21 protein-coding genes are annotated in these 24,412 nt (G+C 70.8%); 4 read left to right on the top strand and 17 right to left on the bottom strand.

Translation table 11 applies throughout. The features are described from left to right. Positions 1–366: 366 nt before the first annotated feature. From ABD235_RS05585 to ABD235_RS05575, 3 genes are all read right to left on the bottom strand, one after another. Complete coding sequence (locus ABD235_RS05585) at positions 367–3,819, bottom strand: error-prone DNA polymerase (protein ID WP_344170411.1); 3,453 nt, start codon at positions 3,817–3,819, stop codon at positions 367–369. Between the two features lie 434 nt (positions 3,820–4,253). Next, a complete protein-coding gene (locus ABD235_RS05580) occupies positions 4,254–6,299 on the bottom strand; it encodes a Y-family DNA polymerase (RefSeq protein WP_344170409.1) in 2,046 nt (681 codons plus the stop codon). Then, positions 6,299–7,195, bottom strand: a complete 897-nt coding sequence (locus ABD235_RS05575; RefSeq protein WP_344170406.1) for a hypothetical protein — start codon at positions 7,193–7,195, stop codon at positions 6,299–6,301. The genes ABD235_RS05580 and ABD235_RS05575 overlap by 1 nt, the downstream gene beginning before the upstream one ends. An 84-nt stretch (positions 7,196–7,279) precedes the next feature. Between ABD235_RS05575 and ABD235_RS05570 the strand changes: the two genes are divergently transcribed. Continuing rightward, on the top strand, positions 7,280–7,825 hold the full coding sequence (locus ABD235_RS05570) for a hypothetical protein (protein WP_344170403.1): 546 nt from the start codon (positions 7,280–7,282) through the stop codon (positions 7,823–7,825). Between the two features lie 5 nt (positions 7,826–7,830). Next, a complete protein-coding gene (locus ABD235_RS05565; RefSeq protein WP_344170400.1) occupies positions 7,831–8,295 on the top strand; it encodes a PPOX class F420-dependent oxidoreductase in 465 nt (154 codons plus the stop codon). 54 nt (positions 8,296–8,349) lie between these two features. Here ABD235_RS05565 and ABD235_RS05560 read toward each other — a convergent pair whose 3' ends face one another. The 14 genes from ABD235_RS05560 to ABD235_RS05495 form a co-directional block, all read right to left on the bottom strand. Further along, positions 8,350–10,119 carry an AfsR/SARP family transcriptional regulator gene (locus ABD235_RS05560; RefSeq protein WP_344170397.1) on the bottom strand — a complete coding sequence of 590 codons (1,770 nt, stop codon included), beginning with the start codon at positions 10,117–10,119 and terminating at the stop codon, positions 8,350–8,352. Between the two features lie 54 nt (positions 10,120–10,173). Continuing rightward, positions 10,174–10,866: a GntR family transcriptional regulator gene (locus ABD235_RS05555; protein WP_344170394.1), complete on the bottom strand. Its 693-nt coding sequence runs from the start codon at positions 10,864–10,866 to the stop codon at positions 10,174–10,176. A gap of 160 nt (positions 10,867–11,026) precedes the next feature. After that, positions 11,027–11,992, bottom strand: coding sequence for an alcohol dehydrogenase catalytic domain-containing protein (locus ABD235_RS05550; RefSeq protein ID WP_344170391.1), 966 nt, complete (start codon positions 11,990–11,992; stop codon positions 11,027–11,029). A 79-nt stretch (positions 11,993–12,071) separates the two neighbouring features. Beyond that, positions 12,072–12,968, bottom strand: coding sequence for an amidohydrolase family protein (locus ABD235_RS05545; protein ID WP_344170389.1), 897 nt, complete (start codon positions 12,966–12,968; stop codon positions 12,072–12,074). A 1-nt stretch (position 12,969) separates the two neighbouring features. Further along, the gene (locus ABD235_RS05540; RefSeq protein ID WP_344170386.1) at positions 12,970–13,359 is read right to left on the bottom strand and encodes a cupin domain-containing protein; all 390 of its coding nucleotides are present in this window, start codon (positions 13,357–13,359) and stop codon (positions 12,970–12,972) included. Beyond that, positions 13,356–14,936 (bottom strand): FAD-dependent monooxygenase, encoded by a 1,581-nt coding sequence (locus tag ABD235_RS05535; RefSeq protein ID WP_344170383.1) that lies wholly within the window; start codon positions 14,934–14,936, stop codon positions 13,356–13,358. The genes ABD235_RS05540 and ABD235_RS05535 overlap by 4 nt, the downstream gene beginning before the upstream one ends. A 3-nt stretch (positions 14,937–14,939) precedes the next feature. Then, the gene (locus ABD235_RS05530) at positions 14,940–15,668 is read right to left on the bottom strand and encodes an SDR family NAD(P)-dependent oxidoreductase (protein ID WP_344170380.1); all 729 of its coding nucleotides are present in this window, start codon (positions 15,666–15,668) and stop codon (positions 14,940–14,942) included. Further along, on the bottom strand, positions 15,665–16,366 hold the full coding sequence (locus tag ABD235_RS05525) for a GntR family transcriptional regulator (protein ID WP_344170377.1): 702 nt from the start codon (positions 16,364–16,366) through the stop codon (positions 15,665–15,667). Before ABD235_RS05525 ends, ABD235_RS05530 begins: the two co-directional genes overlap by 4 nt. Further along, positions 16,363–17,214, bottom strand: coding sequence for a fumarylacetoacetate hydrolase family protein (locus tag ABD235_RS05520; protein WP_344170374.1), 852 nt, complete (start codon positions 17,212–17,214; stop codon positions 16,363–16,365). The genes ABD235_RS05525 and ABD235_RS05520 overlap by 4 nt, the downstream gene beginning before the upstream one ends. 49 nt (positions 17,215–17,263) lie before the next feature. Beyond that, positions 17,264–17,659, bottom strand: a complete 396-nt coding sequence (locus tag ABD235_RS05515; protein ID WP_344170371.1) for a RidA family protein — start codon at positions 17,657–17,659, stop codon at positions 17,264–17,266. After that, positions 17,659–18,747, bottom strand: a complete 1,089-nt coding sequence (locus tag ABD235_RS05510) for an Ldh family oxidoreductase (RefSeq protein ID WP_344170369.1) — start codon at positions 18,745–18,747, stop codon at positions 17,659–17,661. The genes ABD235_RS05515 and ABD235_RS05510 overlap by 1 nt, the downstream gene beginning before the upstream one ends. Beyond that, positions 18,744–19,526, bottom strand: a complete 783-nt coding sequence (locus ABD235_RS05505) for an ABC transporter permease (RefSeq protein WP_344170367.1) — start codon at positions 19,524–19,526, stop codon at positions 18,744–18,746. Before ABD235_RS05505 ends, ABD235_RS05510 begins: the two co-directional genes overlap by 4 nt. Further along, positions 19,523–20,314 (bottom strand): ABC transporter ATP-binding protein, encoded by a 792-nt coding sequence (locus tag ABD235_RS05500; protein WP_344170365.1) that lies wholly within the window; start codon positions 20,312–20,314, stop codon positions 19,523–19,525. Before ABD235_RS05500 ends, ABD235_RS05505 begins: the two co-directional genes overlap by 4 nt. A gap of 2 nt (positions 20,315–20,316) precedes the next feature. Continuing rightward, entirely contained in the window at positions 20,317–21,339 is a 1,023-nt protein-coding gene (locus tag ABD235_RS05495) for an ABC transporter substrate-binding protein (protein ID WP_344170363.1), read from the bottom strand. 960 nt (positions 21,340–22,299) lie between these two features. Here ABD235_RS05495 and ABD235_RS05490 point away from each other — a divergent pair. After that, complete coding sequence (locus tag ABD235_RS05490; protein WP_344170360.1) at positions 22,300–23,568, top strand: sensor histidine kinase; 1,269 nt, start codon at positions 22,300–22,302, stop codon at positions 23,566–23,568. Then, positions 23,565–24,227, top strand: a complete 663-nt coding sequence (locus ABD235_RS05485; RefSeq protein WP_344170357.1) for a response regulator transcription factor — start codon at positions 23,565–23,567, stop codon at positions 24,225–24,227. The genes ABD235_RS05490 and ABD235_RS05485 overlap by 4 nt, the downstream gene beginning before the upstream one ends. The last annotated feature ends 185 nt before the right edge of the window (positions 24,228–24,412 follow it).

Genomic DNA, 24,412 nt, shown 5'->3' with positions numbered 1-24,412 from the left:
GGTGGTGCGGCGGAGAACGGGAACCGGCCGCGGGGTGGTGCGGCGGAGCACAGGAACCGGCCGCCGGGTGGTGCGGCGGAGAACGGGAACCGGCCGCCGGGTAGTGCGGCGGAGCACAGGAACCGGTGAGGGCTGGCCGTCCGGCGACGTGATCCGGCGGTTGCGCGGCATCCGGCGGTTGCGCCGCGGCCGGTGGTTGCGCGGCATCCGGCGGTTGCGCGGCAGCCGGCGGTTGCGCGGCGGCCAACCGTCCCTGCACCGGCAGGCCACCTGCCCGGGCGTGTTCCCGGCAGGTGTAGAAGCCGGGCATCAACCGGTCGGATGTCCCGTCAGCGGAAGCTCGTTTTCAAACCGGCCAGATGCACCTCAGCGGAAGTCTCGGGAGGTGGTTCGGGCGGCCAGGGGGAGGCGTTCCAGTTTGTCGGCGACGAGGTTGGTGACGCCTTGGGAGCGTTCGAGGCGGCCTCGGATGATCAGGGCGCTGGATTCGCTGGCGATGCGGCGGTAGCGGTTCCAGACGCCGCCGGAGCAGATGATGTTGATCATGCCGGTCTCGTCCTCGAGGTTGAGGAAGGTGACGCCGGAGGCGGTGGCGGGGCGTTGGCGGTGGGTGACCACGCCGCCGACCAGGACGCGGGTGCCGTCGGGGGCGGTGGCGAGTTGGTTGGCGCGGAGGATGCCGCGGGTGTCGAGGGCGGCGCGGACGTGGCGGATCGGGTGGTCGTCGGGTGAGATCCCGGTGGCCCAGAGGTCGGCCATCGTGGTCTCCATCTCGCTCATCCCGGGCAGCGTCGGGGGCGGACCGACGCTGCTCACGCCGGACAGGTGACCGGGGCGTTCCTCCGCGGCCCGCCCGGCGTCCCACAGCGCCTGCCGGCGCGACAGACCGAACCCGTCGAACGCACCAGCCGTCGCCAGCGCTTCCAGCTGTACGGCGGTCAGCCCGGTCCGGCGTACCAGATCGGCCATGTCGGCGTACGCGCCGTTCTTCTCCCGCTCCTCGACGACGAGCTCGGCCGTGCTCTCGCCGATCGACTTCACCCCGGCCAGCCCGAGCCGCACCGCCAACCGCCCGTCCCGCCGGTGCACGTCCGAGTCGAACCGCACCGTCGGATCGAACTCCCCCACCTCCGGCTGGTCCTGCTCCAAACACCCTGCGTTCCCAGTGGCGGCAACCACTGTCGAAGATCCACCGGAGTCCACAACGGATTCAAGACTCGCGTGGACCTGGGACAGGTGCAGGTCGGGCCGGTTGACCTGTACGCCGTGGCGGCGGGCGTCGGCGGTGAGGGACTGCGGGGAGTAGAAGCCCATCGGCTGGGCGCGGAGCAGGGCGGCCAGGAAAGCGGCCGGGTAGTGCAGGCGGAGCCAGGTGCTGGCGTAGACGAGGAGGGCGAAGCTGATCGAGTGGGACTCGGCGAAGCCGAAGTTCGCGAAGGCCTCGATCTTCTCGTAGATCTGGTCGGCCAGCTCGCCGGTGATGCCGTTCCCGGCCATGCCGTCGTACAGCTTGGCGCGCAGCGACGAGATCTTCTCGACGCCGCGTTTGGACCCCATCGCGCGGCGGAGCAGGTCGGCGTCCTCGCCGCTGCAGCCGCCGACCGTCATCGCGATCTGCATCAGCTGCTCCTGAAACAGCGGCACCCCGAGCGTGCGCGCGAGGACCGGTTCCAGCTTCGGGTGCAGGTAGGTGACCGGCTCCTCCCCCAGCTTGCGGCGGATGAACGGGTGCACCGCGCCACCTTGGATCGGGCCGGGCCGGATCAGCGCCACCTCGATCGCCAGGTCGTAGAAGCTGCGCGGCCGCAACCGCGGCAGCGTGCTCATCTGCGCCCTGCTCTCCACCTGGAACACGCCGACCGAGTCCGCGTGACCGAGCTGGTCGTAGACGCCGCGTTCCTCCTTCGGGATGCTGTCCAGCGTCCAGTCCTCGCCGAGGTGCTCCCGGACCAGGTCCATGCAGTACTGCAGCGCGGCGAGCATGCCGAGCCCGAGCAGGTCGAACTTGACCAGCCCCATCCAGGCGCAGTCGTCCTTGTCCCACTGCAGAACGGTCCGGTTCTCCTTGCGGGCGTGCTCGACCGGTACGACGTGGCCGACCGGGATGTCGGTCAGCACCATGCCGCCGGAGTGGATGCCGAGGTGCCGCGGGAACTTCAGCAGTTCCTCGGCCAGCTTCACCACCGGCTCGGGGATGTCGTGGTCCACGCTGCTGCGGACCGCGCCCCACGCGTCGACCTGTTTCGACCACGCGTCCTGCTGCCCGGTGCTGAAGCCGAGCGCCTTGGCCATGTCCCGGACGGCGAGCTTCGGGCGGTAGGTGATCACGTTCGCGACCTGGGCCGCGTTGCGCCGGCCGTACTTGCGGTAGACGTACTGGATCACCTCCTCGCGCCGGTCGGAGTCGAAGTCCACGTCGATGTCCGGTTCCTCGTCGCGGGCCGCGGACAGGAACCGCTCGAACGGCAGGTTGAAGTAGACCGGGTCGATCGCGGTGATCTCGAGCGCGTAGCAGACCACGGAGTTCGCCGCCGAGCCACGGCCCTGGTAGAGGATGCCCTGGCGCTGGGCGAACATCACGATGTCGCGCACGATCAGGAAGTAGCCCGGGAACTCCAGCTCCTGGATCACCTTCAGCTCGCGGTCGACCCGCGCTTCGGCCTCGGCGCGCAGCTTCGGCTTGCCGGCGTACCGCTTCTTCACGCCGTCCTGGCAGAGTTTCCACAGCCAGCTCATCGGGGTGTACCCGGGCGGGACCTCCTGGTGCGGCAGGTTCGGTTTGGCGGCGCGCAGGCTGAACGCGAGCTGGTCGGCCAGCTCGACCGAGCGCGCCACGGCGCCGTCGTACCGGTGGAACCTGGCCAGCATCTCCTCCCCCGACCGCAGGTGCGCCGTGCCGGCCGGGGGCAGCCAGCCGTCCATCGCGTCCAGCGAACGGCGCGCCCGGACCGAGGCGACCGCGGCCGCCAGCCGGTGCCCGCGGGGCTGGGCGTAGTGAACGTTGTTCGTGGCAACGACCGGGAGACCTTGCTCGGCGGCGAGACGAGCCAGTACGGCGTTGCGGCTGCTGTCGGTCGGCAGGCCGTGGTCGATCAGCTCGACGACGACCCGGTCCTTGCCGAACAGCGCGGTCAGCCGGTCGAGCTCGCGCGCCGCGGCCGCCGGTCCGTACGCCTGCCCGCCGAGCTCGAGCGCGCGCCGGACCAGGCCCTTGCGGCAGCCGGTCAGGATCAGCCAGTCGTCCTTGCCGTGATCGGCGAGCTCCTCCAAGTCGTAGACCGGACGGCCTTTCTCCTGACCGGCGAGCTGGGCCTCGGTGATCGCTCCGGCGAGCCGGTGGTACCCCTCCTGGCCTTCGGCCAGCACCAGCAGGTGACTGCCTTCGGGGTCGGCCGCGCCGTTCTGCGGTTTGGTCAGGTCGAGCGACAGCTCGGCGCCGAACACCGTGCCGAGATCGCCGTACTCCTCCGCGGCCTCGGCCATCCGGACCACGCCGTAGAACCCGTCGTGGTCGGTCAGCGCGAGCGCGTGCAGGCCGAGGCGAACGGACTCCTCGACCAACTGCTCCGGAGCGGAGGCGCCGTCGAGGAAGCTGTAGTACGAGTGGCAGTGCAGCTCGGCGTACGGCACGACCGGTCCCTCGGGACGGCGTGGGCGCAGCGCCGGGTCCGGGTCGTACGGCGGGCGGTGGCGCGACCAGGCCGGGCCGTCGCCGCCGTCGGCCTCCAGCAACTCGTCGGCAGGCTCGGGCGGGCGCGTCCGGCCCGACAGCTTGCGCTCCAGCTCCGACCAGGGGACGGCTGGGTTATTCCAGCCCATGAGTGGCTCCCCTCTGCAGCTGCCGGCGGGCTCGATGGAGATGCCGGCAGGCGGACAGGCGGCGATGATCGGGCAGGCGGAGGTGCCGTGCGCCGGGCAGGGAATGCCTTGCAGGACAGGAGATCCGGTACGACGTGAGGTGGCGCCTGGTCGCTCGGGCCGGGTTGGGTGTGGTGGGTGGACGGAGGTCGGGGGCGAGGTCCAGGACGCCGGGGTGGGCCGCCAGGAGGTGGCGACGGGCGTAGCGCAGGTGGCGGTGCGCGGTGAGGCGGTGGCGTTGCCGATGCGCGGCGAGGAGGTGGCGACGGGCGCAGACCAGATGCCCTTCGACCGGCCGGCAACCCGGGGTGGTGCCGCCGGGGGTGGTGGAGGCAGCGGAGGCAGCAGCAACGTCAGTGGGTGTAGCTGCGGAGGCGGCACAGGACGCGGTGGGGTCAGTCATAGCTGGCCTCGATCCACCAGTGGGTGTTCTGGATGGCGGCCAGCCAGGCTCGGCCGTCGGCGGTGACGAGCTGGAAGCGGGCCAGGCGGTTCTCGGTGTCGGAGTCCCACCAGCGTTCCTCCACCGGCCAGGGGCCGGCCCAGGCGGTGATCGGGTACAGCTTGTTGCTGTCGGCAACTTGCGGGGCGGGCAGCAGGCGGAAGACCGAAGGCGCGCCGGAGAGGGCGCCCCGGGCGCTGACCGTGACCGGGCGTCCGTCGGCCGACAGCACTTCGGCGGGGTGAGGTGTGGGGTAGACCAGCGTCGGCACCGGAACCGGCCAGCCGGAGGTGGAAGGCAACGGCAGCGGAGTCGTGGTGGGCAAAGGCCGGTGAGTCGCCGGCGCGGAGGGCTTGGAAGGAGAAGGTGCGGGCGCAGGAGCCGAGTGAAGAACAGAAACAGAAGCTGCCCGAGGTGAGGAAGCCGCGCGCACGGGCGGCACAGGCGTGGGGCCTATGGGCATGGAGGGTCCGGCCGCCGGGGCAACGGACACCGACGTGGGGCCCGCGGGCATCGAGCCCCCGGGCGCGGGGGCGGCGTGCACTGGCGCGGATGCGGCCGACACCGGCGTGGGTGCGGCGGCGACGGGTGTGGGTGCGCCGGGCACCGACGTGGGCGCGGAAGCGATGGGGGCAGGTGCGGCAGCGACGGGTGTGGCAGTGGCAGCAGCCGGCGCCGGTGGCGCAGTAGGACCGGGGAGGGAGCCGGGCCAGGGACTGTCGGGTGAGCGGTCGGGGGTGAGTGGGTCGCCCCACGGGATCAAGGTCTGGCGGTCGGCGTAGCCGCGGCCGCCGCCGATCACGGGGGTGACCACGGCTCCGTGGCCGAGCATGCTCTGGACTCGGGACAGTGCGCGGTGGATGCGTTCGTCGGGGCCGCTGCCCCACAGCGTGTCGACGTGGGCGCCGACCGGGTCGACGCGTTCGGGGACCAGGCGCAGTCGCACCACCGGGGAGGTCAGCTCGCTGGTCGCCGTACCGCTGCCTTGGAGTTGCCAGCGGACCCGGTCGACCACGTCACCGGGCGCGAACCAGCGCGGGTGCAACCACTCCCGCTCGTGCACCCGGCCGGACTCCGTCCCAACCTCGACGCGCAGGGTGGTGCAGACCAGGCCGAGCGCGGTCAGTCGGCCGACCAGTTCGTCCGCGACCGTCCGGACCGCGAACGCGACCTGGTCGACGCGGTCCACGGGCGGTTCGAAGTCAAGGGTCCGGGTCAGCTCGGGCGGGACCTGCCGGGCCACCACCGCGCGGTCGTCGTCGCCCCGGGCCAGCCGGTGGGCGAACGCGCCGTCCGGTCCGAACCGGGTCAGCACCTCGGTCGCCGGGAGCCGCGCGAAAGCGCCGAGCGACCGCAGCCCGAGCCGCCGCAGCAGGTCGGTGAGCTCCGGCCGCTCCAGCGTGTCGACCGTGAGCGGCGCCAGGAACTCGGCCGACCCGCCGGTCGGGATCACCTTGACCCGCGTCTGCGCCGACGCGGCCCGCGCGGCCTGCTCCGCGGCGAACGGGCCGTCGGCGATCCCGACGCGACCACCCGGTACGTCGTACGTCTCCAGCCGGTCAAGTAGCTTCTCCGCGGCGGCCGGCTCGCTGCCGTAGAAGCGGCTTGGGCCACGGGCTTTCAGCGCGCACATGCCGGGCCGGATCACCTGGACGCCCGGGGTGAGCGCCTCCAGGCAGCCGATCACCGGGTCGAACGCCCGCGCGTCGATCACCGGGTCGTACTTGAGCACGAGCAGCTCCGGGCAGCGGGACTGAGCATCCCGGGCCCGCAGTCCACGGCGTACGCCTTCGGCACGGGCCGCGGCGGAGCTGGCCAGCACGCGCCCCTTCAGCAGGACGGCCAGCGGAGCGTCCGGCGAAACCCCTTCCACCGAAGCCGCCGCGAGCACCGGCCAGTCCGGCACCCACACCACCATCGTCCGCATCCCCACCTGCCGGGCTGAGCCGCTGCCCGCCGAGCGCCGACCACCCTGGACCGGCTGCTGAGAAACCGCCATCAGCCGACCGCCTCCTGCAACCAGCCGTCGCCCACCGGCCGCCCCTCGGCCGCAGTCTCCTCCACCGGCCGAATGGTCCCGTCGAGAGCCGGCAGCCACAGCTGATGCTGCTGAGGCCGTACGGCGGCACCGCGGCCGGTGACCGCGATGGTCGCCTGCCGAGCGGTGAGATGCCCTTCGCCGGCACCCAAACCGCTCCACGCGTTGGCCTGCACCTCCAGCCGCGCTTCACTACCGGGCCAGGAACCAACGGCGATCAGCATCGCGCCCCGAGTCCGCAGCCGGGCCGACAGCCGAGAAGCCTCGCCAGGAGTGACCTCGCCCGGCGGACGAACCACCACCACGGTCAGGGCGTCGACCAGCGCGGCGACCACGCTCAGCCAGTCGTGCTGAGGATCAGGAACGAGCACCAGTCGCTCGAGATCAACTCCGAGGCCGCGCGCCGCCTCCGCACCGAACGACGGCATCCCGACCACGCCGCACCAAGCCCCCTCGGCCGACGGCCCGGCCATCATCGCCATCACCAGAGCGCTCGATCCACGCACCGAATACACCGCGCCGCCGCGCAGATCACCGGACAGCAGCTCGGACACCGCCGGCAGAGTCGGCAGCGCCCGCTCCGTACTGGCCGTGTCGAGCGCCTGCTGAACCCGCGTCTCCGTGGTCCGAGGAGCCGGCACCGTCCGGGAACGCGCGGTGTCCAGCGTCGGAAGAGCCGTCAGCACGGACGCCGCCGCGGCAGACTCCTCCGCCTCAGCGGCCCGGGCAGCCTTCTGAGCCTGCGCCCGGGCGAGCAGCTGACGAGCCTGGTCGAGCGCAGTGATCCGCCCGGCCCGGACCGTCGTGTCCCCGGCCGGAATCGGCGATGCCTCGTCGGCTGCAGCTGTCCCCGTCACACCCCCATGTTCGAACACCTGTTCGACTCATGTCAATCGGACCGTCCACAGCCTCACGATCCCCGAAAGCCTAAACTCCCTGACATGCTTCGAGTCGACCACCCGCGCTTCCGGGCGGCGGTCCGTGAGGTGGAGGAGAGCATCGACGCCGCCTGGCGCGCCTTCTGCGCGGAGGTCGGTACGACGGACGAGCAGGATCTGGCCGAGGTGGTCCTGCAGGATCCGGCCGAGTTCGACTGGCGTGTCGTCGACGGCGCCCTGAAGCAGCTCCGTTGTCCGGATTGCGGCGAGCAACGAGGAGCCGGCCCAGTCGACTGCCACACCTGCGAGCTGGCCAACGGCTACCGGTTCGCGGCACGCGAGACCGACCGCCCCAACGTTGCTCCTGGCAACGAGCATGCGCTCCGCGTCTCCTCGGCGGTCGCCCGGACGCGCCACCGCTACACCCCGAGAGCCCGCTGCGGCTACGAGCTGTTGCTCCCCGACGTACTGGCAGGTGCGCTGCCGACCACACCGCAGGCCCAGCGCTTCAAAGCGCTCATCAACAAGCTGACCGACGACGAGCTCGAGCAACTGGTCCACCCGGACGACCTGCTGAGGAAGAACGAGACAGCGACCGGACTAGGGTGAGTGGCATGCCACGAACGATTGCCACCAACACCAAGGTCGACCTCGACGGGCTGCTGGAGTTCGTCCGCCCGCGTCACCACATGCTGCTGATCACCACCCGCCAGGACGGGTCCCCGCAGGCCTCGCCGGTGTCGGGTGGGGTCGACGCCGAGGGCCGGATCGTCATCTCCTCCTACCCCGAGCGGGCCAAGAGCACCAACGTGAAGCGCAATCCGCAGACCAGCGTCATGGTGATGTCCGACGACTGGAACGGCGCCTGGGTCCAGGTGGACGGGACCGGCGAGGTGATCGAGCTGCCGGACGCCGTCGAGCCGCTGGTCGACTACTTCCGCTCGATCTCCGGCGAGCACCCGGACTGGGACGAGTACCGCGAGGCGATGCGCAAGCAGGGCAAGTGCCTGATCCGCATCACGCCGACCCGCTGGTCCCCCATCGCTACCGGCGGCTTTCCGGCCCGACTGGCCGACTGACACCGGACGCCCCAGCCAGCACGGGCAGCTGAGTCAGGTGAGCGTTCACCCGGCTCAGCACCGCCTGGCAGGCTCCCTCTCCCTCCAGCGCCCAAGCGCGCATCCGCGCGAACTCCCGCAGCGGATGCAGGTAGTAGTACCGGTCGTCCCCACGCGACTCCACCAGATGCGCGTCGACCAGCGACTCCACCAACGCCTCGGTCTCCCGATCAGGCATCTCCAGTACGACGGACGCCGTGCACAATGTGAAGTCGTCCAGCAGCGCCAGCAGCCGGAACGCCCGCGCCTGCTCCGGCAGCAGCTCCGCCATCGCCACCTCGTACGCCGAATCGACCGGTCCGCACTCGCCGTGCCGCCGCTCGAGACCGCCACGCAGCCGCATCCGCTCGTACGCCGTGGCGAGGCTCCAGCCAGGCCGGGACTGCAGCCGAGACGCCATGGCCTGGATCGCCTGCGGCAGACCGGAGCTGAGCGCCAGCATCCGCCGAGCCTCCACCGGCTCGGCCTGCACCCGCCGTACGCCGACCAGCGCTCCAGGAGCTCCAGCGACTTCTCCGGCGACAGCGGCTCCACCTTGACCCAGTCCGCGTACGGCAACCCGAACAGCCGCTGCGACGCGGTCACCATGACCGCGGCACCACCAGGACCTGGCAGCAGCGGCAGCACCTCGCGGGCGCTCTTGGCGTTGTCCAGCACCACCAGCACGCGCCGACTGTCCGTCAATGAACGCCACAGCGCACCACGCTCCGACAGCGACTCCGGCAGCGCCGCCACACCGGCCGCTCGAAGCAGCGCGGACAACGGATCATCGGCGGACATCATGTGCACGTAGTACTGGCCATCGGGGAACCGACTGGCCAGCCGGCGACCGAGGTGGACCGCCAACGACGTCTTGCCGACTCCGGGAGCACCCGTGAGACCCAGTACGGGCAGGTGGTCGCCAGTCGGCTGCAGCAGCATCGACAACCGGACCAGGTCCTCACTGCGACCCGTGAAGTCCGGCAGATCAGGCGGCAGCTGCTCTGCTACGACAGCAGCAGGCGCCGACAGCACTACAGGATGGTGCACAACACCAGCCAGCGAAGCATCCGACGACAAGATCCGCCGCTGCATCTCACGCAGCTCCGGCCCCGGATCAACGCCCAGTTCGTCGGCCAGCAGGTGCTGCGTCTCCTGGTACAGCCGCAGCGCATCAGCCTGCCGACCGGACCGGTACAGCGCGAGCATCAGCAGCTCACGCGGCCGCTCCCGCAACGGATGCTCGATCACGATCGGTGCGAGCACCTGCGCGGCCTCCTCCGGCCGGCCCAGGTCCAGATTGGCCGCCGCGAGGTCCTCGACCGCGGCCAGCCGGTGCTGGTGAAGCCGCTCGCGCTCCCAGTCCGCGAAGTCACCGCGTACGCCGGCCAGCGGCGTACCCTTCCACAGCTTGAGCGCGGCCCGCAGTGCGTCCGCCCAGGCCTCCAGCCGGCCCTCCTGCCGAGCAGCTCGCGCCAGCTCGATCAGGCGGAGGAACTCGTTCAGGTCGAGCGCACCCGGCGCGACCGGCAGCACGTACCCACCAGCGACCGACTGAATGACCGAGCCCGACAGCGCGCGCCGCAGCCGCGACACGTACGACCGGATCATCCCCGCCGCGGCCCGTGGCGTCTTGTCGGCCCAGAGCGCCGTGAGCAGCTGGTCCGAGGTCGCCAGGGCGCCGTCCCGGAGCAGCAGCAGACCGAGGATCGCCCGCTGCTGGGGAGCGCCGAGGTCGATCTCGGTGTCACCGTTCCAGGCCCGGACCGGGCCGAGCAGCTCGTACCGCAGCTCCAACTGAACCAACCTCCCGACACTGAAGGGCTCAATAGTAACCCCTCAGACCGGTGACGCTGGCCGCTACTCCTTCGTGTACCGCCGGGCCATCGTCTCGCTGATCCGCTGGAACGCGCCCTCCAGGTGCTCGCGCAGCGCATCGTCCGCACCCTGGACGTCGTTGGCCAGGCAGGCGTCCAGGATCGCCTGGTGCTCCCGGCGGGTCTGCTCGATCCGCGCCTTGGTCTGCCGCGAGCCGAACCGGTACCGCTCGCTGTTCTGCCAGACCGGCTCGATCGCGCGCGGCAGCCAGCGGGAGCCGCCGGCCCGGTAGATCGCGAAGTGGAACTCGGTGTGCGCCTGCCGGGAGGCGATGATGTCGCCCACCTTGGACAGCCGGACATGCTCGGCCAGGGCGGCCTTGGCGACCACTCCGTCGGACTCGGCGAACCGCGTCGCCGCGGCCCGGACCGCCAGCGTCTCCAGCGCCAGCCGGGTCTCGTGGGTGTCGCGCAGGTCCTCCATCGACAGCTCGCGGACCCAGGCCCCCTTGTGCGGGACGATCTCGACCAGGCCGAGTGCCTGCATCCGGCGCAGCCCTTCCCGGATCGGCATCTGGCTCATGTCCAGCCGCTTGGCCAGCTCCTCCAGCCGCAGGGCGGTGCCGCTCGGCAGCTCGCCGGACAGGATGAGCTCATGCAGCTCCGCGGCGGCTTCCTCGGCGAGAGTACGCCGGCCGCTGGGCCCCCCGGGCGTGAGCTCGAGTCGTCGGGTCATTGAGTGTGGGCTGCCTCTCTCGTCCACTACGCACACGTCTGGGAGGTAACCGTAGCGGTGCCGCGGGCGTTCCGGCGACGGATCGCCCGCCGCGTCCCCACGCAGCCATGCGCCGCACCGGCGGTCCAGCCTGTCACCGGAGTCACCTCCCGTCCACTACTCAGCGCAGCCGAGTGAGGTCGAGCAGTACACGCCGCTCCGCCGTACCGCCGACCAGGCGGTCCAGTGCGTCGTCCACCCGAGCCGCCGGGAGCACGTCCAGCTCCGGTGTGATCGGGGCGGGTGCGATGTCGGCCAGCACCTGCGCGACCGTCCCGGCCTCGATCGTCGTCCGCTGCATGTTGACGGGGAGCACCCGCAGGTCCCGCCCGATCAGCTGGTGCAGGTCGAGCGTGGCGAACTCCCCGGCCGTGTAGCCGAGGATGGCGATCCGGCCGCCCGGGGTGATGTGACTCATCACCCCACTGGTCACCGGGCCACCCACGGTGTCGATGACCGCGTCGCACCACGGCAGCTCCCGGCCGACCTGGCCCAGCTCGTCCACCCGGACGATCTGGTCGACCAAGCGAGTCACCAGGTCGACGGACTCGTCCGACCGGACCAGACCGATCACCTTGCCGGCTCCGGCCGCCCGGGCGACCGCGGCGCACAGCCGAGCGACCAGGCCGGTCGCACCGGTGATCACGACGGTCTCGCCCTGGCCGACCCCGGCAACACGTCGTACGGCGGTGTGGGCGGTCAGCGCGGGAGCCAGCAGGGCCAGCGCCTCGGCGGTGTCGAGTCCGATCGGCAGAGCGTGCACGGACGAGTCCGGCACCACCGCCATCGAGCCCCACGCCCCCGGCCGTGCCACGCCGACCCCACCGCCGCGGATCACCACGCGGGTCCCCGACGGGTACACGGCCGAGTCGACCACCACGCCGGCGCCCTCGGACCCCGGGACGAACGGCGGCTGCAACTGCTGCGCGAGCTTGCCCGCGAGCACCGTCCGGTCGAGCTGCGTCACCGAGGCGACGTCCATCTCGACCAGCGTCTCCCCCGGCCCGGCGGCCAGTTCGATCTCCTCGGCCTTCAGCTGCTCCCCAGGTCCGTAGCAGCGCAGCACGATGCCCTGTCGCGCGCTCATCCACCCACCCCGTTCGAGACCGTGAACCCCACCTGCATTTGATATCTGATCACATCTACCCGCTCAGCAACAGTCGGTCTCACGCTGACCGGCCTCCTTCACCGAGCGGACGGGTGAGCTCGCCGGCCGCCGTCGACCGGCGCGGATCGACCCGGTCGCTGCCCATCGGGAACGGCCAGTCGCTCCCGGCCAGCACGTCCCCGAACGTCGACTCCAGCAACGGCAGTACGGCGGGATCGTGCACCAGGTCGTCGGCCACGAACCGCTGCAGCGCCTCCGCCACCGCCAGCGACGGCGCCTCGATCCCCGGCCGGTCCGTGTCGATCCCGCGCTGCCACCGCCCGGCCAGCGCGGCCGTCACCCCGCCACCGTGGCACAGGCAGAACTTGATCCCCGGGAATCGGGCCGGTACGTCGGTGAAGACCAGCTCGGCGGCCGCAAGCCCTGTTTCGTAAGGGTTCCCGAGCAGGTTCGACAGGTAGAACGCGTCGAGCCGCCGGTCCGAGCTGTGCCCCGGGTGGACCAGTGTGAACGCGTTCAGCTCGTCCAGCACCTTCCAGACCGCGTCCAGCCCGGCGAAGCCCGGCGTACCGAGAGCGAAGCCGCCGAATACGCCCTCCTGCCCAAGCGCGGCAGCGACTGCCGGTGCGCTGGCGTGCAGCAGCGGAATGTGGGCCAGCACCCGCAACTGCGGTCCGGCCAGCTCACGGAGTCCCTGGTTGAGCAGGGCGGTCCACTCCACGCCCTGGTCGTACCGGAACAGCGCAGGCGGCACCGAAACCACCGCGCCGTCCAGGTCCTGGTCGCTGACCCACTGCAGCAGCGCAGCCGGGTCGGCGAGCTTGCCGAGTGGCAGCCGGTGCTCACCGTCGACCACGAGAGACCCGCCCTCGATGGACAGGCCGAAGGAACCACTGCGGGCAGCGGCCAGCACAGTGGGCGGTATCAGGTGCGTGTGGACGTCCCAGCCGGCCATGTCAGCGCGCGTCCTCGTCGTTGTCGTAGAAGGACGGCCGCTCCGGGTAGTGCGGGCCGTCGTACACCTCCAGCAGGACGGAGGTCTCCTCTGCCCGCGTCGGGCCGTGCACGACACCCTTCGGGTTCCAGTAGAAGCTGCCCTTGGTCAGCGTCGTCCCGGTCGGCAGGTACACGTACCGGCCGGACAGGCAGAACATGAACTGGTTCGACGCGTGCTTGTGCTCCGACGGGATCCCCGACCCCTGCTCGAACCTCACCAGCGCGATCGACGCCTCGGTCTCCGGGTCGCGCCACAGCATCTTGTGCGACAGGCCGTCCAGGGACTTCTCGACCCAGTCCAGGTCGTCGGTCTGCAGCAGGATCTCCCGCAGCGGTTCGTCGAACGTCATGACGCCTCCCGAGGAACAGGGCGACCGGTCACCCGTGTGTAGAGCTCTTCGGCCACGCCGGGCGCCATCGGGGCCACCGCGGCGATGTGGCCGTCGGGCCGAATCAGTACGACGCTGCCGGCCGGTACGCCGTACCGGTTGGTCGCGACGCTGCCCGGGTCGAACAGCGAACGGTCCCGCAGCCCGGAGTCGTGCGGCGCGTCCCAGCGCGAGACGGCGTAGTGCCGCAGCGCGGGCGAGTCGTTGACCGGGATCTCCGGACGACGGCGTACGTCGGTGAAGTACAGCGCCACGAACGAGTCCCGGCACAGGTCGTGGATCGTGGTTCGTCCGGTCGGGCTCTGCAGCGCGAGGTCCGGCGCCCGGTCTCCTGCCCGCACAGCCGGCGGGGCGGCGCTGGTGGCGACCATCGACCAATCACCCACACCGTCCACGTCGAGCCGGACGCTGAGCAGCGTGCGGTTGTACGCCGTGGCCCACGCGCCGGTGTCCTCGGTGACAGCGCCACGCTGCTGCGCCATGTACTTGCGGGCGGCCTCGGCCATCTCTCCGGAGCCCTCGATCGCCACCGGCCGCTGCTCCTGCTCGTACCCGTCCAGCAGCTCCGCGTCGGCCCAGCCGCGCAGGACCCAGGCCAGCCGCCACGGCAGGTTGGACGCGTCCAGCGCACCGGTGTTGAGGCCGAGCGCCCACATCGGAGTGATCAGGTGGGCCGCGTCACCCATCAGGAACACCTTGCGGTCCTTGGTCCACTGCTCGGCGACCCGGTGGTGCACGTTGTAGATCACCGTGCCGAGCAACTCGATCCGGTCGACCTCGCCGATGAACTGCTTCACCTTGACCAGCAGGTCCTCGGTCCCAGGCTGCTCGGCACCGGGCGCCAGCGGGAACAGGAACCGCCAGTTGTCGGGCTGGCGGATCAGCACCATCCACTCGGTCTTGTCCGCGAAGTAGGCCAGGTACGGGTAGTCGCGGGCGTTGTCGACGTCCAGGTCGACCGCGACGTCGATCAGCATGTACCGCTCGGGCAGCGTCTCCCCGACCACCTTCACACCGAGCGCGTCGCGGATCTTGCTCCGGCCGCCGTCACAGGCCAGCAGGTACGACGCCTCGAGCTCCTGCGGGCCGTCCGGGGTCTCCAGCTGCAGCACGACCCGGTCGTCGCGGACCTCGAACGACGTCAGCCGGTGCTGCGTCCGGACCGGCTGCGGCAGCGCGCCGGCGAGGATCGGTTCCATGATCTGCTGCGGCAGGTTGATCACGAACGGGAACTGGGTGTCGTTGACCAGCTCGGCCAGCTGGACCGAGGCCCGCGGCGTGTTGGTGGCCCGGTCGATGTCACCGATCTCGTCGATCCGCACCGCGGACGCCAGGATGCCCTCCACCGCGCCGTACCGGTTCCAGATCTCCAGGGTCCGGCTCAGCGTCGTACCGGCCTTGGTGTCGGACGACAGCGTCGCGTCCTCCTCCAGCAGCACGTACGGCACGCCGTAGTGCGCCAGGCCGAGTGCTGTGGTCAGGCCGATCGGCCCGGCGCCGACCACGGCGACGGGCAGTTGCTGGTCAGTCGAGGTCACTCGTCACTCCGTGAGGTCGGTCAACCGGGCGAAGGCGCGCTCCCGGGTCAGCATCGACCCGGTCATCGCGGCCGCGTCGGACAGCAGGAACAGCAGCGGTCCGACCACGTCGGCGGGCTCACCGATCCCGGTGGTCTCCCGCCAGTGGTCGAAGTCGGCGCCGGCGTTGGCGGCCCGGAACTGGTCGGTGTCGATCACTCCGGGCGCGACGATGTTCACCCGGACCCGGTGCTCGGCCACCTCGGCCGCCAGCGTCCTGGCGAAGGCGGTCAGCGCCGCCTTGCTCGCCGAGTACGCCGCCGCCTGCGGGAAGCCGGTCGCGGCCAGGCCGGAGGTGAACACGACGACCGATCCGGCCGATCGCTCCACCATGTGCGGTACGACGGCCTGGCACACCCACACCACGCCGTCCAGGTTCACCTGCAGCGTCCGGGTCCAGTCGGCCGGGTCCGTGTCCAGTACGGCGGACCGCGGCTGCACGGCCGCACCGGCGACCAGACCGTCGATCCGGCCGTGCCGCTCGACCACCGACCCGACCGCCTTGAACACCGCGGCCCGGTCGGACACGTCGACCTCGACGTACTCGACCCGCTGGTCGGCCGGCGCGCTGACGTCCAGCACCACCGCCGTACCGCCGTGGGCCACGACGGCCGACGCCAGCGCGGCACCGATGCCGTGCGCTCCACCTGTGACGACCACGACCTCGCCGGTCGCGTCGAAGCTCACCTTCATGTCGACGTCCCCTTCTGCTTCGAGGTCATCGTCTCGGTGATCCGCTGCACCGCGCCAGCCAGGTGGTTGCGCAGGGCCTGCTCGGCGGCGTCCGGGTCGCGCGCGACACAGGCGTCCAGGATGGCCTGGTGCTCCTTGCGGTTCTGCTCGATCTGGAACGGCGTCTGCCGGCTGCCGAACCGGTAGCGCTCGCTGTTCTGCCAGACCGGCTCGATCGCGCGGGCCAGCCACTGCGAGCCGCCGGCCCGGTAGAGCGCGAAGTGGAAGTCGGCGTGCGCCTGCCGGGCGCCGATCGAGTCGTCGGCCCGGGACAGCCGGAGGTGCTCCTCCAGCGCCACGATGGCCTGCTGCTCGTCGGCCGCCGCGAAGTGCTCGGCAGCAGCCCGTACGGCGAGGCTCTCCAGCGCCAGTCTGGTCTCGTGGGTGTCGTGCAGGTCCTCCAGCGACAGCTCGCGGACCCAGGCGCCCCGGTGCGGGATGATGTCGACCAGGCCGAGCGCCTCCAGCCGGCGCAGCCCCTCGCGGACCGGCATCTGGCTCATCTCCAGCCGGTTCGCCAGCTCCACCAGCCGCAACGGCGTACCGCTGGGCAGCTCGCCGGACAGGATCAGCTGGTGCAGCTCGGCCGCGGCGGTCTCAGCGAGCGTACGGCGGCCGCCACGGCCACCGCCGGGCAGAAGCTCCAGCCGGCTGGTCACGTCAGCTCCTGGTAGGCCAGCGTGTTGCGGAGCTCGCCGATCTTGTCGGCCCGGGTGACGACCTCGTCGCCCTCCTTGAGGAACACCTGCGGCTCCCGGGCGTTGCCGATGCCGGACGGCGTACCGGTCAGCAGGAGGTCGCCAGGCCGCAGGGTCATCCCGAAGGAGAGCTCACTGATCAGCGTGGCGATGTCGTAGGCCATCTGCTTGGTCGAGGCGTCCTGCATGACCTCACCGTTGAGCAGACAGGTCAGCCGCACGTCCTGCGGATCGCCCAGCTCGTCCGGCGTGACGATCCACGGCCCGAGCGGCATGGTCGCGTCGATGCTCTTGCCCTTGAGCCACTGGCCACCGTGCGCCCGCTGCAGATCCCGCTGGGAGACGTCGTTGGCCAGCGTGTAGCCCCACACGTGGTCCAGCGCGTCCTCGACGTTGATGCTCCGGCCGGTCCTGCCGATCACCAGCGCCAGCTCGGCCTCGTAGTCCCACTTGGCCGACAGGGCCGGGTCGTAGGCGATCGGGTCGTTCGGACCGACCACCACGTCCGGGCCCTTGGTGAAGAACGTCGGGTGCTCGGGCCGGTCGACGTCCTGGCCCTCCCGCTTGCCGCGGCTCTCCTCGAAGTGGTCCCAGTAGTTCCAGCCGGTGCACAGGATGTCGCGGCGGAACCGTCGCAACGGCGCCCGCAGGTCCTGCTCCCGGAAGGGGATCCGCTCACCGGTCAGCACCGCGTCGGTACCGGCCTCGATCACGGCCACCACGTCGTCGTACGGGAGCAGGACGACCTCGTCGCCGTCCAGTACGCCGGGCCGCTCGGCTCCGGCGTACACCACTGTCACGAATCTCATCTCACACCCACTCCACTCCGCGCACGCCGACCACCTCCCGTCCTCTGCGTCACGCGATCACGGCGATCGCCGAGATCTCGATCAGGTAGTCCGGGTGGGCCAGCTTGCTGACCTCGACCATGGTCGAGGCGGGCAACGGCTCGTGGAAGTAGCGCGCCCGGACCTCGTGGATCTTGGCGAAGTCCTCCATGTTGCGCACGTACACGTCCACCCGGCAGACGTCGTCCAGCGTGCCGCCGGCCTCGCGGACCGCGGCCTGCACGTTCTCGCAGACCTGCCGGGTCTGCTCGCCGACGTCGCCGACGCCCGCGATGCTGCCGTCGGGCCGGCGGGCGGTCATCCCGGAGACGAACACCAGCCGTCCGGTCGCCTCGATCGTGGTCGCCTGCGAGAACACCCCGTTCGGGCTGCGCAGCTCGGCGCTGGTCAGTTGGGTCTTCGGCATCAGTTCTGCACCCCTCCGGTCGGAACCACGGCGCCCACCGCGCGGGCCGCCGCCAGCAGACCGTCCAGACCCGACCGCTCGATCAGGACCCCGGTCCGCCGCTGCTGCCGGGCGCGATCGGCCTCGATCTCACCCGGCAGGTACAACCTCTCGACGCCGGGCGCGGTCGCACTGCCGCGCACCCGCTCGGCCAGCGCCGACGACCGCTCCCGGAACCCCTCGATCCCACCCAGCAGCTCCGGGTCGATCGCGAGGAACAGGTGCGCGCAGTCGTTCGGCCGGTCCGGCTCGCGGTACAGCGGCCGCACCTGGTCCCCCCAGCCGCCACCACTCAGTACGCCGGTCAGTACGTCGATCATCAGCGCCAGCCCGAAGCCCTTGTGGCCCGCGGCCGGCAGCAGCATGCCCAGGACGGCGGCCTCGGGGTCCGTCGTCGGTACACCGGACGGATCGGTCGCCCAGTCGTCCGGGATCGACCGCCCGGCCGACGCCGCCAGCCGGATCTTGCCCAGGGCAACGGCCGACAGGGCCATGTCCAGCACGATCTCCGCGCCGGCCTGCGTCGGTACGGCGATCGCCAGCGGGTTGTTGCCGACGATCCGCTCGGCTCCGCCCGGCGCGGGCATCAGCGGGGTCGTGTTCGACATCGCGATCCCGAGGCAGCCGGCCTCGGCGGCCTGGACCGCCCAGCGGCTGGCCGCGCCGAAGTGGTGCGCGTTGCGGACCGAGACCAGGCCGATCCCGTACCGGCCGGCCCGGTCGATCGCGAGTCGCATCGCCTGCGGGCTGGACAGCTGGCCCATCCCGCCGCGCGCGTCGGCGACGATCGCGGCACCGGCGTCGTGCACGACGTCCAGCTCGCGTTCCCGGGTGACTCCCCCGGCGTTCAGCCGTTCGACGTACATCGGGACGAGCATGATGCCGTGCGAGCTGACCCCGCGCAGATCGGCCTCGACCAGCGAGTGCCCGATCTGGGCCGCGTCGGCGGGCTCGAAACCGAGCGCGGTGAACACCGCGGAGACGGTCGCCTCCAGCCAGGCCGGGCGCACCAGCACGCGCCGGTCGGCGTCCGACGCCTGGGTGGTCACCGGGTCTCCTCGGCCCACGGCAGCAGCAGGTGCTCCAGCAGGACCAGGAGGTAGAACAAGACGATGCTCATGATGCTCAGCAGGCCGATCGCGGCGAACGCCAGCGGGGTGTCGGCCGACGAGCCGGAGTTCCAGATCACGTACCCGAGGCCCTCGGTGGAGTTGGCGAACTCACCGATCACCGCCCCGATCACGGCCAGCGAGATCGCCACCTTGAGCCCGGTGAAGATCTGCGGCAGCGCGTAGGTCAGCCGGAGCTTGAAGAACTCCTGCGTCCGGCTCGCCTTCAGCGAGCGGAGCAGCTCGACCAGCTCGGCCGGGGTCGACTTCATGCCCTGCGCGGTCGAGATCACGATCGGGAAGAAGCAGACCAGCAGCGCCATCGCCACCTTGGGGACCTGGCCGAAGCCCATCCAGATCACCAGCAGCGGCGCGATCGCGACCTTGGGGATCGCGTTCACCGCCAGCAGCAGCGGGTACACCAGGCGCTCCAGCACCGCCGAGCGGACGATCACCAGCGCGATCGGGATCCCGGCCACGATCGCCAGGCCGAACCCGGCCAGCGCCTCGATCAGCGAGATCCAGGTCTGCTGGAGCAGGTAGACCGGCTGGTCCAGGAAGCGCTGCAGCACGTCGTACGGGCTGGGCAGCAGGAACTGTTCGATGTCGAAGGCAACGATTGCCAGCCACCACAGCGCGATCGTGACGACCACGCCGAGGATCGGCAGCAGGATCGCGCTGGTGCGAGAGGTGGTCAGCCAGGAGGCACGACGGTTCATCGCGTCGCCTCGGGAGCGTCCACCGGGTGCGTCTTCTCGGCCAGCAGGCCGTGCAGGCGGCCGCTGATCTGTGCCACCTCGGTCAGGTGCGCGTTGGTGCCCAGGCTGCGCGGCCGCGGGATGTCGATCTCGACGACCTCACGCAACCGGCCGGGCCGCGGAGTCAGTACGACGACGCGGTCGGCCAGCAGCACGGCCTCCTCGATCGAGTGCGTGACGAACACGATCGTGGTGGCCAGTTCCATCTGGATCCGCTGCAGCTCGTCCGACATCTCGGTCCGGGTCAGCGCGTCGAGCGCCGAGAACGGCTCGTCCATCAGCATCACCTGCGGCCGGCGGATCAGCGACCGGCACAGCGACACCCGCTGCTGCATGCCACCGGACAGCTCGTGCGGCAGCCGCTTCTCGAAGCCGGACAGGCCGACCAGCTCGAGCAGCTCGTGGGCGCGTTCCTTGTACTCCTTGCGGCCGGTGTCGTCGCCCGAGATCTCCACCGGGAGCATCACGTTCGACAGCACTGAGCGCCACGGCAGCAGCGCCGGGCGCTGGAACATGAACGACACGTCGCGCCGCGGCCCGGCGACGGGCTCGCCCGCCACCGTGACCGCGCCGTACGTCGGAGGGAGCAGCCCCGCGATCAGCCGGAGGAGTGTGGACTTGCCACACCCCGACCGGCCGATCAGCGTGACGAACTCGTTCTGCCGGACGTGCAGGTCGATCGCGTCGAGCGCCTGGACCTGGCCGCCGCGCCCCTCGAAGACCTGACCCACTCCGTCCAGCTCGATCATGGTCAGCCCTTCGGAGCCAGCGCGTCGTTGACCACGTCGGTCGGCTTCATCGCACCCTTCGGCTTGACCGCTTCGGCCTCCTCGAGCAGGTTGATGACCTTCTGCACCCGGACGGGGTCGACCTCGCCGAGCGGACCGGTGAAGGTGTCCGGCTTCACGTACGGCTTCATCAGCTGGAGCTCGGCGGTGGCCACGTCGACGTTGGTGTTCGGCACGTACTTGGCCAGGATCTTGGCCGCCCCGGCCGGGTCGTCGATCGCGTCCTGCAGTCCCTTGAACAACGCGGTGGTGAACTTCTTCACCTGGTCCGGGTGGTCCTTGGCCAGGTCGTCCCGGGTGATGATCGCGTTGCCGTACAGGTCCGGCAGCAGGTTGCCGTACGGCAGGACGACGGCCTTGCGCTTCTTCGAGTCGGCCTTCTCCACCAGCGGTACGCCGACCACGAACTGGCCGATCCCGTCCACCTTGCCGCTGGACAGCAGCTGCGGCAGCGCGGGCGGCGGGTTGGCGACGAACTTGGTCAGCTCCGGGTTGATCTTCGCGGCCTTGGCGTAGACCGGGAACATCACCTGGTTGGTGGAACCCGGCTGGTCGCCGATCTTCTTGCCCGGCAGGTCCTCCGGACGGTTGATCGAACCACCCTCCAGGGCGACGATCGCGGCCATCGACTTCTGCTGGACCATGCCGACCGTGGTGACCGGAAGCTTCTGGTTCCCCAGCGTGATCACGGTGGCGGTGAAGTCACCGATGCCGTAGTCCGCCTGACCACCGGCGACCAGCTTCAGCACGTCGACCGTGCCGCTGCCCGGGGTGATCGTGACGTCGAACCCGGCGTCCTTGAAGTAGCCCTTCTCGAGGGCGACATAGGCGTAGGCCTCACGGCCGAAAGTTCCGAAGGAGGTCAGGTAGTTGACCTTCTCGAGGGATGCGTCCCCGTTCTGGCCAGTCTTGCTGTCGTTGCACGCGCTCACCAGAGCAAGTGCGAGGACCGCCACCCCAGCGACGGCCGAACGTCTGAACCTCATGCTGGATTTCTCCTCTCCGATATTTGATCAAACATCAAATATGGAAGAGCGGTCAATCGGCCCCCGGGGACTTCACGGGGACTTTACGTCCACCGCACGGGTCCCCTCAGAACCCTTGTGCCGCCCGTCCTGGAGCCGTTTCCCCATGCCTGTCCGGTCCGGACGGGCAACCCGCCCCGACCACAGACCGTACTCGGTCGAACAGCAGATCGCGACGTCCGATCGGGACGAATATGCCCCTTCCGCGACAAATTTACGTAAACCCGCTACGGGCTGTGATCCAGGTCATGCAACCGCTCTCAACACTGGTCTGGTCCGCCTCCGCACGCCGGAGCTTCGGGCCGGCGGGTTTCCGCCTCCCCGGAGGCGACCAGCTGCTCGGCGCTGGGCGCTGGGCGCTGGGTGCTCGGCGCCGGGTGCTGAGCGCTGGGTGCTGGGTGCTGGGTGCCGGGTGCTGAGCGCTGGGTGCCGGGTGCTGGGTGCCGGGTGCCGGGTGCTCGGCACCAGGTGCCAGGTGCTGGGTGCTGAGCGCTGGGTGCCGGGTGCTGGGTGCCGGGTGCTGAGCGCTGGGTGCCGGGTGCTGGGTGCCGGGTGCCGGGTGCTGGATGCCGGGCGCGGACGCTGGGCGCCGGACGCTGGGCGCCGGGTGCTGAGCATTGGGTGCCGGGTGCCGGACGCTGGGTGCCGGGCGCCGGGTTCACTCCCCTCGACTCCCCCTTCTACCTCTTTCCGGCCGCCGCCACCTCAGCCACCGACAGCCGTGCCGGCCGCATCCCCACCAACCTCAACCCACGCGCCTACTTCTCTTCCCGGCCGCAGCCACCTCAACCACCGCCGACCGTGTCCGGCCGCATCACCACCCACCTCAGCCCGAGCACCCCAAGATCTCCCCCTCCCGAGGGACCACGTTCACCCACCAGAGGGAGGCCCACCGACCTACCCCTTTGACAGGATGGACAAGTGACGAACGTGCTGTTCCGCGGGTCCACATACCTGCGCTGGGTCTACCTACTGCTAGGTGCTGCCCTCGTACTGGCGTTCGTCCTCGTCGACAGCGCCCTGGTCTCCCTCATCCAAGACCTCCAGCTCCCCAACCTCCTGACCATCATCATCGTCACCCTCGTCGTAGTAGCTCCCCCAGTCCTCCTAGGCGTCCTCCCCGCCGTCCGCGAGGTCGAGGGCATCGCCGTCGAGTCCCTCCTCGGCGTCAAGTTCGACGAACGCCCCCTGGGCCCCTCCCGCACCTGGCCCCAACGCCGCCGTACGACGCTCTGGTTCTGCCTCCACCTCATCACCGGCGGCTTCGTCGGCGTCCTCAGTACGGCGGTCGTCGGCTTCGGCGCGGTGTTGCTCGCGGCCCCCTTCCGAACCCCCGGCGCCCACCAACTGATCCCCGGCACCGACTACCACGTCGCCGGCAACTGGACCGACCTCTGGATGCCGTTAGCCGCCGTGGCGGGCATCGTCCTCATGCTGCTGCTCTCGGCCCTCGTCGGCGCTCTGCTCGCCTACTCGGCGCCCCGCGTCCTCGGCCCGACCCCGGCCGAGCGGATCGAGCTGCTCGAACGCCGTACGGCGACCCTTGCCGAGCGCAACCGCCTGGCCCGCGAACTGCACGACAGCGTCGGCCACGCGCTCAGCCTCGTCACCATCCAAGCCGCCGCAGCCCGACGAGTCCTCGCCACCGACCCCGCCTTCGCCGAGACCGCCCTCGCCGCCATGGAGACCTCAGCCCGCGCCGCGCTCGCCGACCTCGACCACGTTCTCGGCCTCCTCCGCGACGACCGCCGCCCCGGATCCGCGACCGCTCCCCAGGCAACCCTCGGCGACGTCGCCCGCCTGGTCGAGGCGACCCGCGCCGGCGGCATCACCGTCGAGGTGCACCGCTCAGGCGACCTGTCGACCCTGCCGGCCGCCGTCTCCCGCGAGGCGTACCGCATCGTCCAGGAAGGCCTCACCAACGCCATCCGGCACGCCGGCCGCCCTGCCGGCGACGTCGAGGTGGACCTCTCGATCAGCCTGGACTCCTCCGGGCTCCTGCTCGAACTGACCAACCCGGTCGATCCGTCCCCCGCCGCCCTGGATGGCGAGTCCACCCGCGGTGGCCGGGGCTTGGCCGGGATCCGTGAAAGGGTCGCCGTACTGCGAGGGACGGTCGAGGCCGGCCTCGACGGCAGCCGCTGGCGCCTCGCGGTCACCCTCCCGGTGGCGGTGACGACGAAAGGATGAGCGTGGACATCTCGGTGGTCGTGGTGGACGACGAACCGCTGATCCGCAGCGGGCTGCGCGCGATCATCGACGCGGAGCCCGACCTGACCGTGGTCGGCGAGGCAGGCGACGGCGCCGAGGTCCTACCGCTGGTACGCCGTACCGGCGCGGACGTCGTCCTGATGGACGTCCGCATGCCCGCCCTCGACGGCATCCAGGCCACCCGGCTCCTGCTCGACGCCCTCGACCCCGCGCCACGGGTCCTGGTCGTCACCACCTTCGAGAACGACGACTACGTGTACGACGCCCTCCGCGCCGGCGCGTCAGGCTTCCTGCTCAAGCGCACTCCCCCCGACGACATCATCGCCGCGATCCGCACGGTCGCCGGCAGCGAGTCCCTCTTGTTCCCGGAAGCCATCCGCACCCTCGCGCTGGCCCACGTCGACCACCAGCAACGCAAGCCCCCCGGCCTAAGCCAGTACGACCTCACCGACCGCGAGCAGGAGGTCCTCCGCCTGATGGCCAAGGGCCTCTCCAACGCCGAGATCGCCACCGAACTCGTCCTGGGCGTCCAAACCATCAAGACCCACGTCGCCAACCTGCTGTCCAAACTAGGCGCCCGAGACCGAACCCAAGCCGTAATCCTCGCCTACGAATCCGGCTTCGTCCCCCTGCACTGACCGACTACAAGGCGCAAAACACCGCAAGCACCCATCACCAGCCGCCTACCGCTGTCCCCTCCGGCTCCACCCCGCGCCCGCCGGACTCCACGCCACCACGCACCGACCTGACCCCTCAGCACCTGACGCCTCCCACGCAGGTCCCGGCCGCAGCCACCCCAACCACAAACCGCGCCCCCGGCCAC

The organism is Kribbella lupini, from assembly GCF_039529595.1.
GTDB classification, from domain to species: domain Bacteria; phylum Actinomycetota; class Actinomycetes; order Propionibacteriales; family Kribbellaceae; genus Kribbella; species Kribbella lupini.
Note: the sequence above shows the minus strand (reverse complement) of the source record. Positions and strands in the feature narration are given on the sequence as shown.

Excerpts from the sequence above, each read along its gene's own strand:
- ABD235_RS05515 (WP_344170371.1), bottom strand. The coding sequence starts at position 17,659 with ATGCCGAAGACCCAACTGACCAGCGCCGAGCTGCGCAGCCCGAACGGG.
- ABD235_RS05555 (WP_344170394.1), bottom strand. The coding sequence starts at position 10,866 with ATGACCCGACGACTCGAGCTCACGCCCGGGGGGCCCAGCGGCCGGCGT.
- ABD235_RS05485 (WP_344170357.1), top strand. The coding sequence starts at position 23,565 with ATGAGCGTGGACATCTCGGTGGTCGTGGTGGACGACGAACCGCTGATC.
- ABD235_RS05565 (WP_344170400.1), top strand. The coding sequence starts at position 7,831 with ATGCCACGAACGATTGCCACCAACACCAAGGTCGACCTCGACGGGCTG.
- ABD235_RS05520 (WP_344170374.1), bottom strand. The coding sequence starts at position 17,214 with ATGAGATTCGTGACAGTGGTGTACGCCGGAGCCGAGCGGCCCGGCGTA.
- ABD235_RS05530 (WP_344170380.1), bottom strand. The coding sequence starts at position 15,668 with ATGAAGGTGAGCTTCGACGCGACCGGCGAGGTCGTGGTCGTCACAGGT.
- ABD235_RS05580 (WP_344170409.1), bottom strand. The coding sequence starts at position 6,299 with ATGGCGGTTTCTCAGCAGCCGGTCCAGGGTGGTCGGCGCTCGGCGGGC.
- ABD235_RS05495 (WP_344170363.1), bottom strand. The coding sequence starts at position 21,339 with ATGAGGTTCAGACGTTCGGCCGTCGCTGGGGTGGCGGTCCTCGCACTT.
- ABD235_RS05570 (WP_344170403.1), top strand. The coding sequence starts at position 7,280 with ATGCTTCGAGTCGACCACCCGCGCTTCCGGGCGGCGGTCCGTGAGGTG.
- ABD235_RS05500 (WP_344170365.1), bottom strand. The coding sequence starts at position 20,314 with ATGATCGAGCTGGACGGAGTGGGTCAGGTCTTCGAGGGGCGCGGCGGC.
- ABD235_RS05540 (WP_344170386.1), bottom strand. The coding sequence starts at position 13,359 with ATGACGTTCGACGAACCGCTGCGGGAGATCCTGCTGCAGACCGACGAC.
- ABD235_RS05550 (WP_344170391.1), bottom strand. The coding sequence starts at position 11,992 with ATGAGCGCGCGACAGGGCATCGTGCTGCGCTGCTACGGACCTGGGGAG.
- ABD235_RS05505 (WP_344170367.1), bottom strand. The coding sequence starts at position 19,526 with ATGAACCGTCGTGCCTCCTGGCTGACCACCTCTCGCACCAGCGCGATC.
- ABD235_RS05545 (WP_344170389.1), bottom strand. The coding sequence starts at position 12,968 with ATGGCCGGCTGGGACGTCCACACGCACCTGATACCGCCCACTGTGCTG.
- ABD235_RS05585 (WP_344170411.1), bottom strand. The coding sequence starts at position 3,819 with ATGGGCTGGAATAACCCAGCCGTCCCCTGGTCGGAGCTGGAGCGCAAG.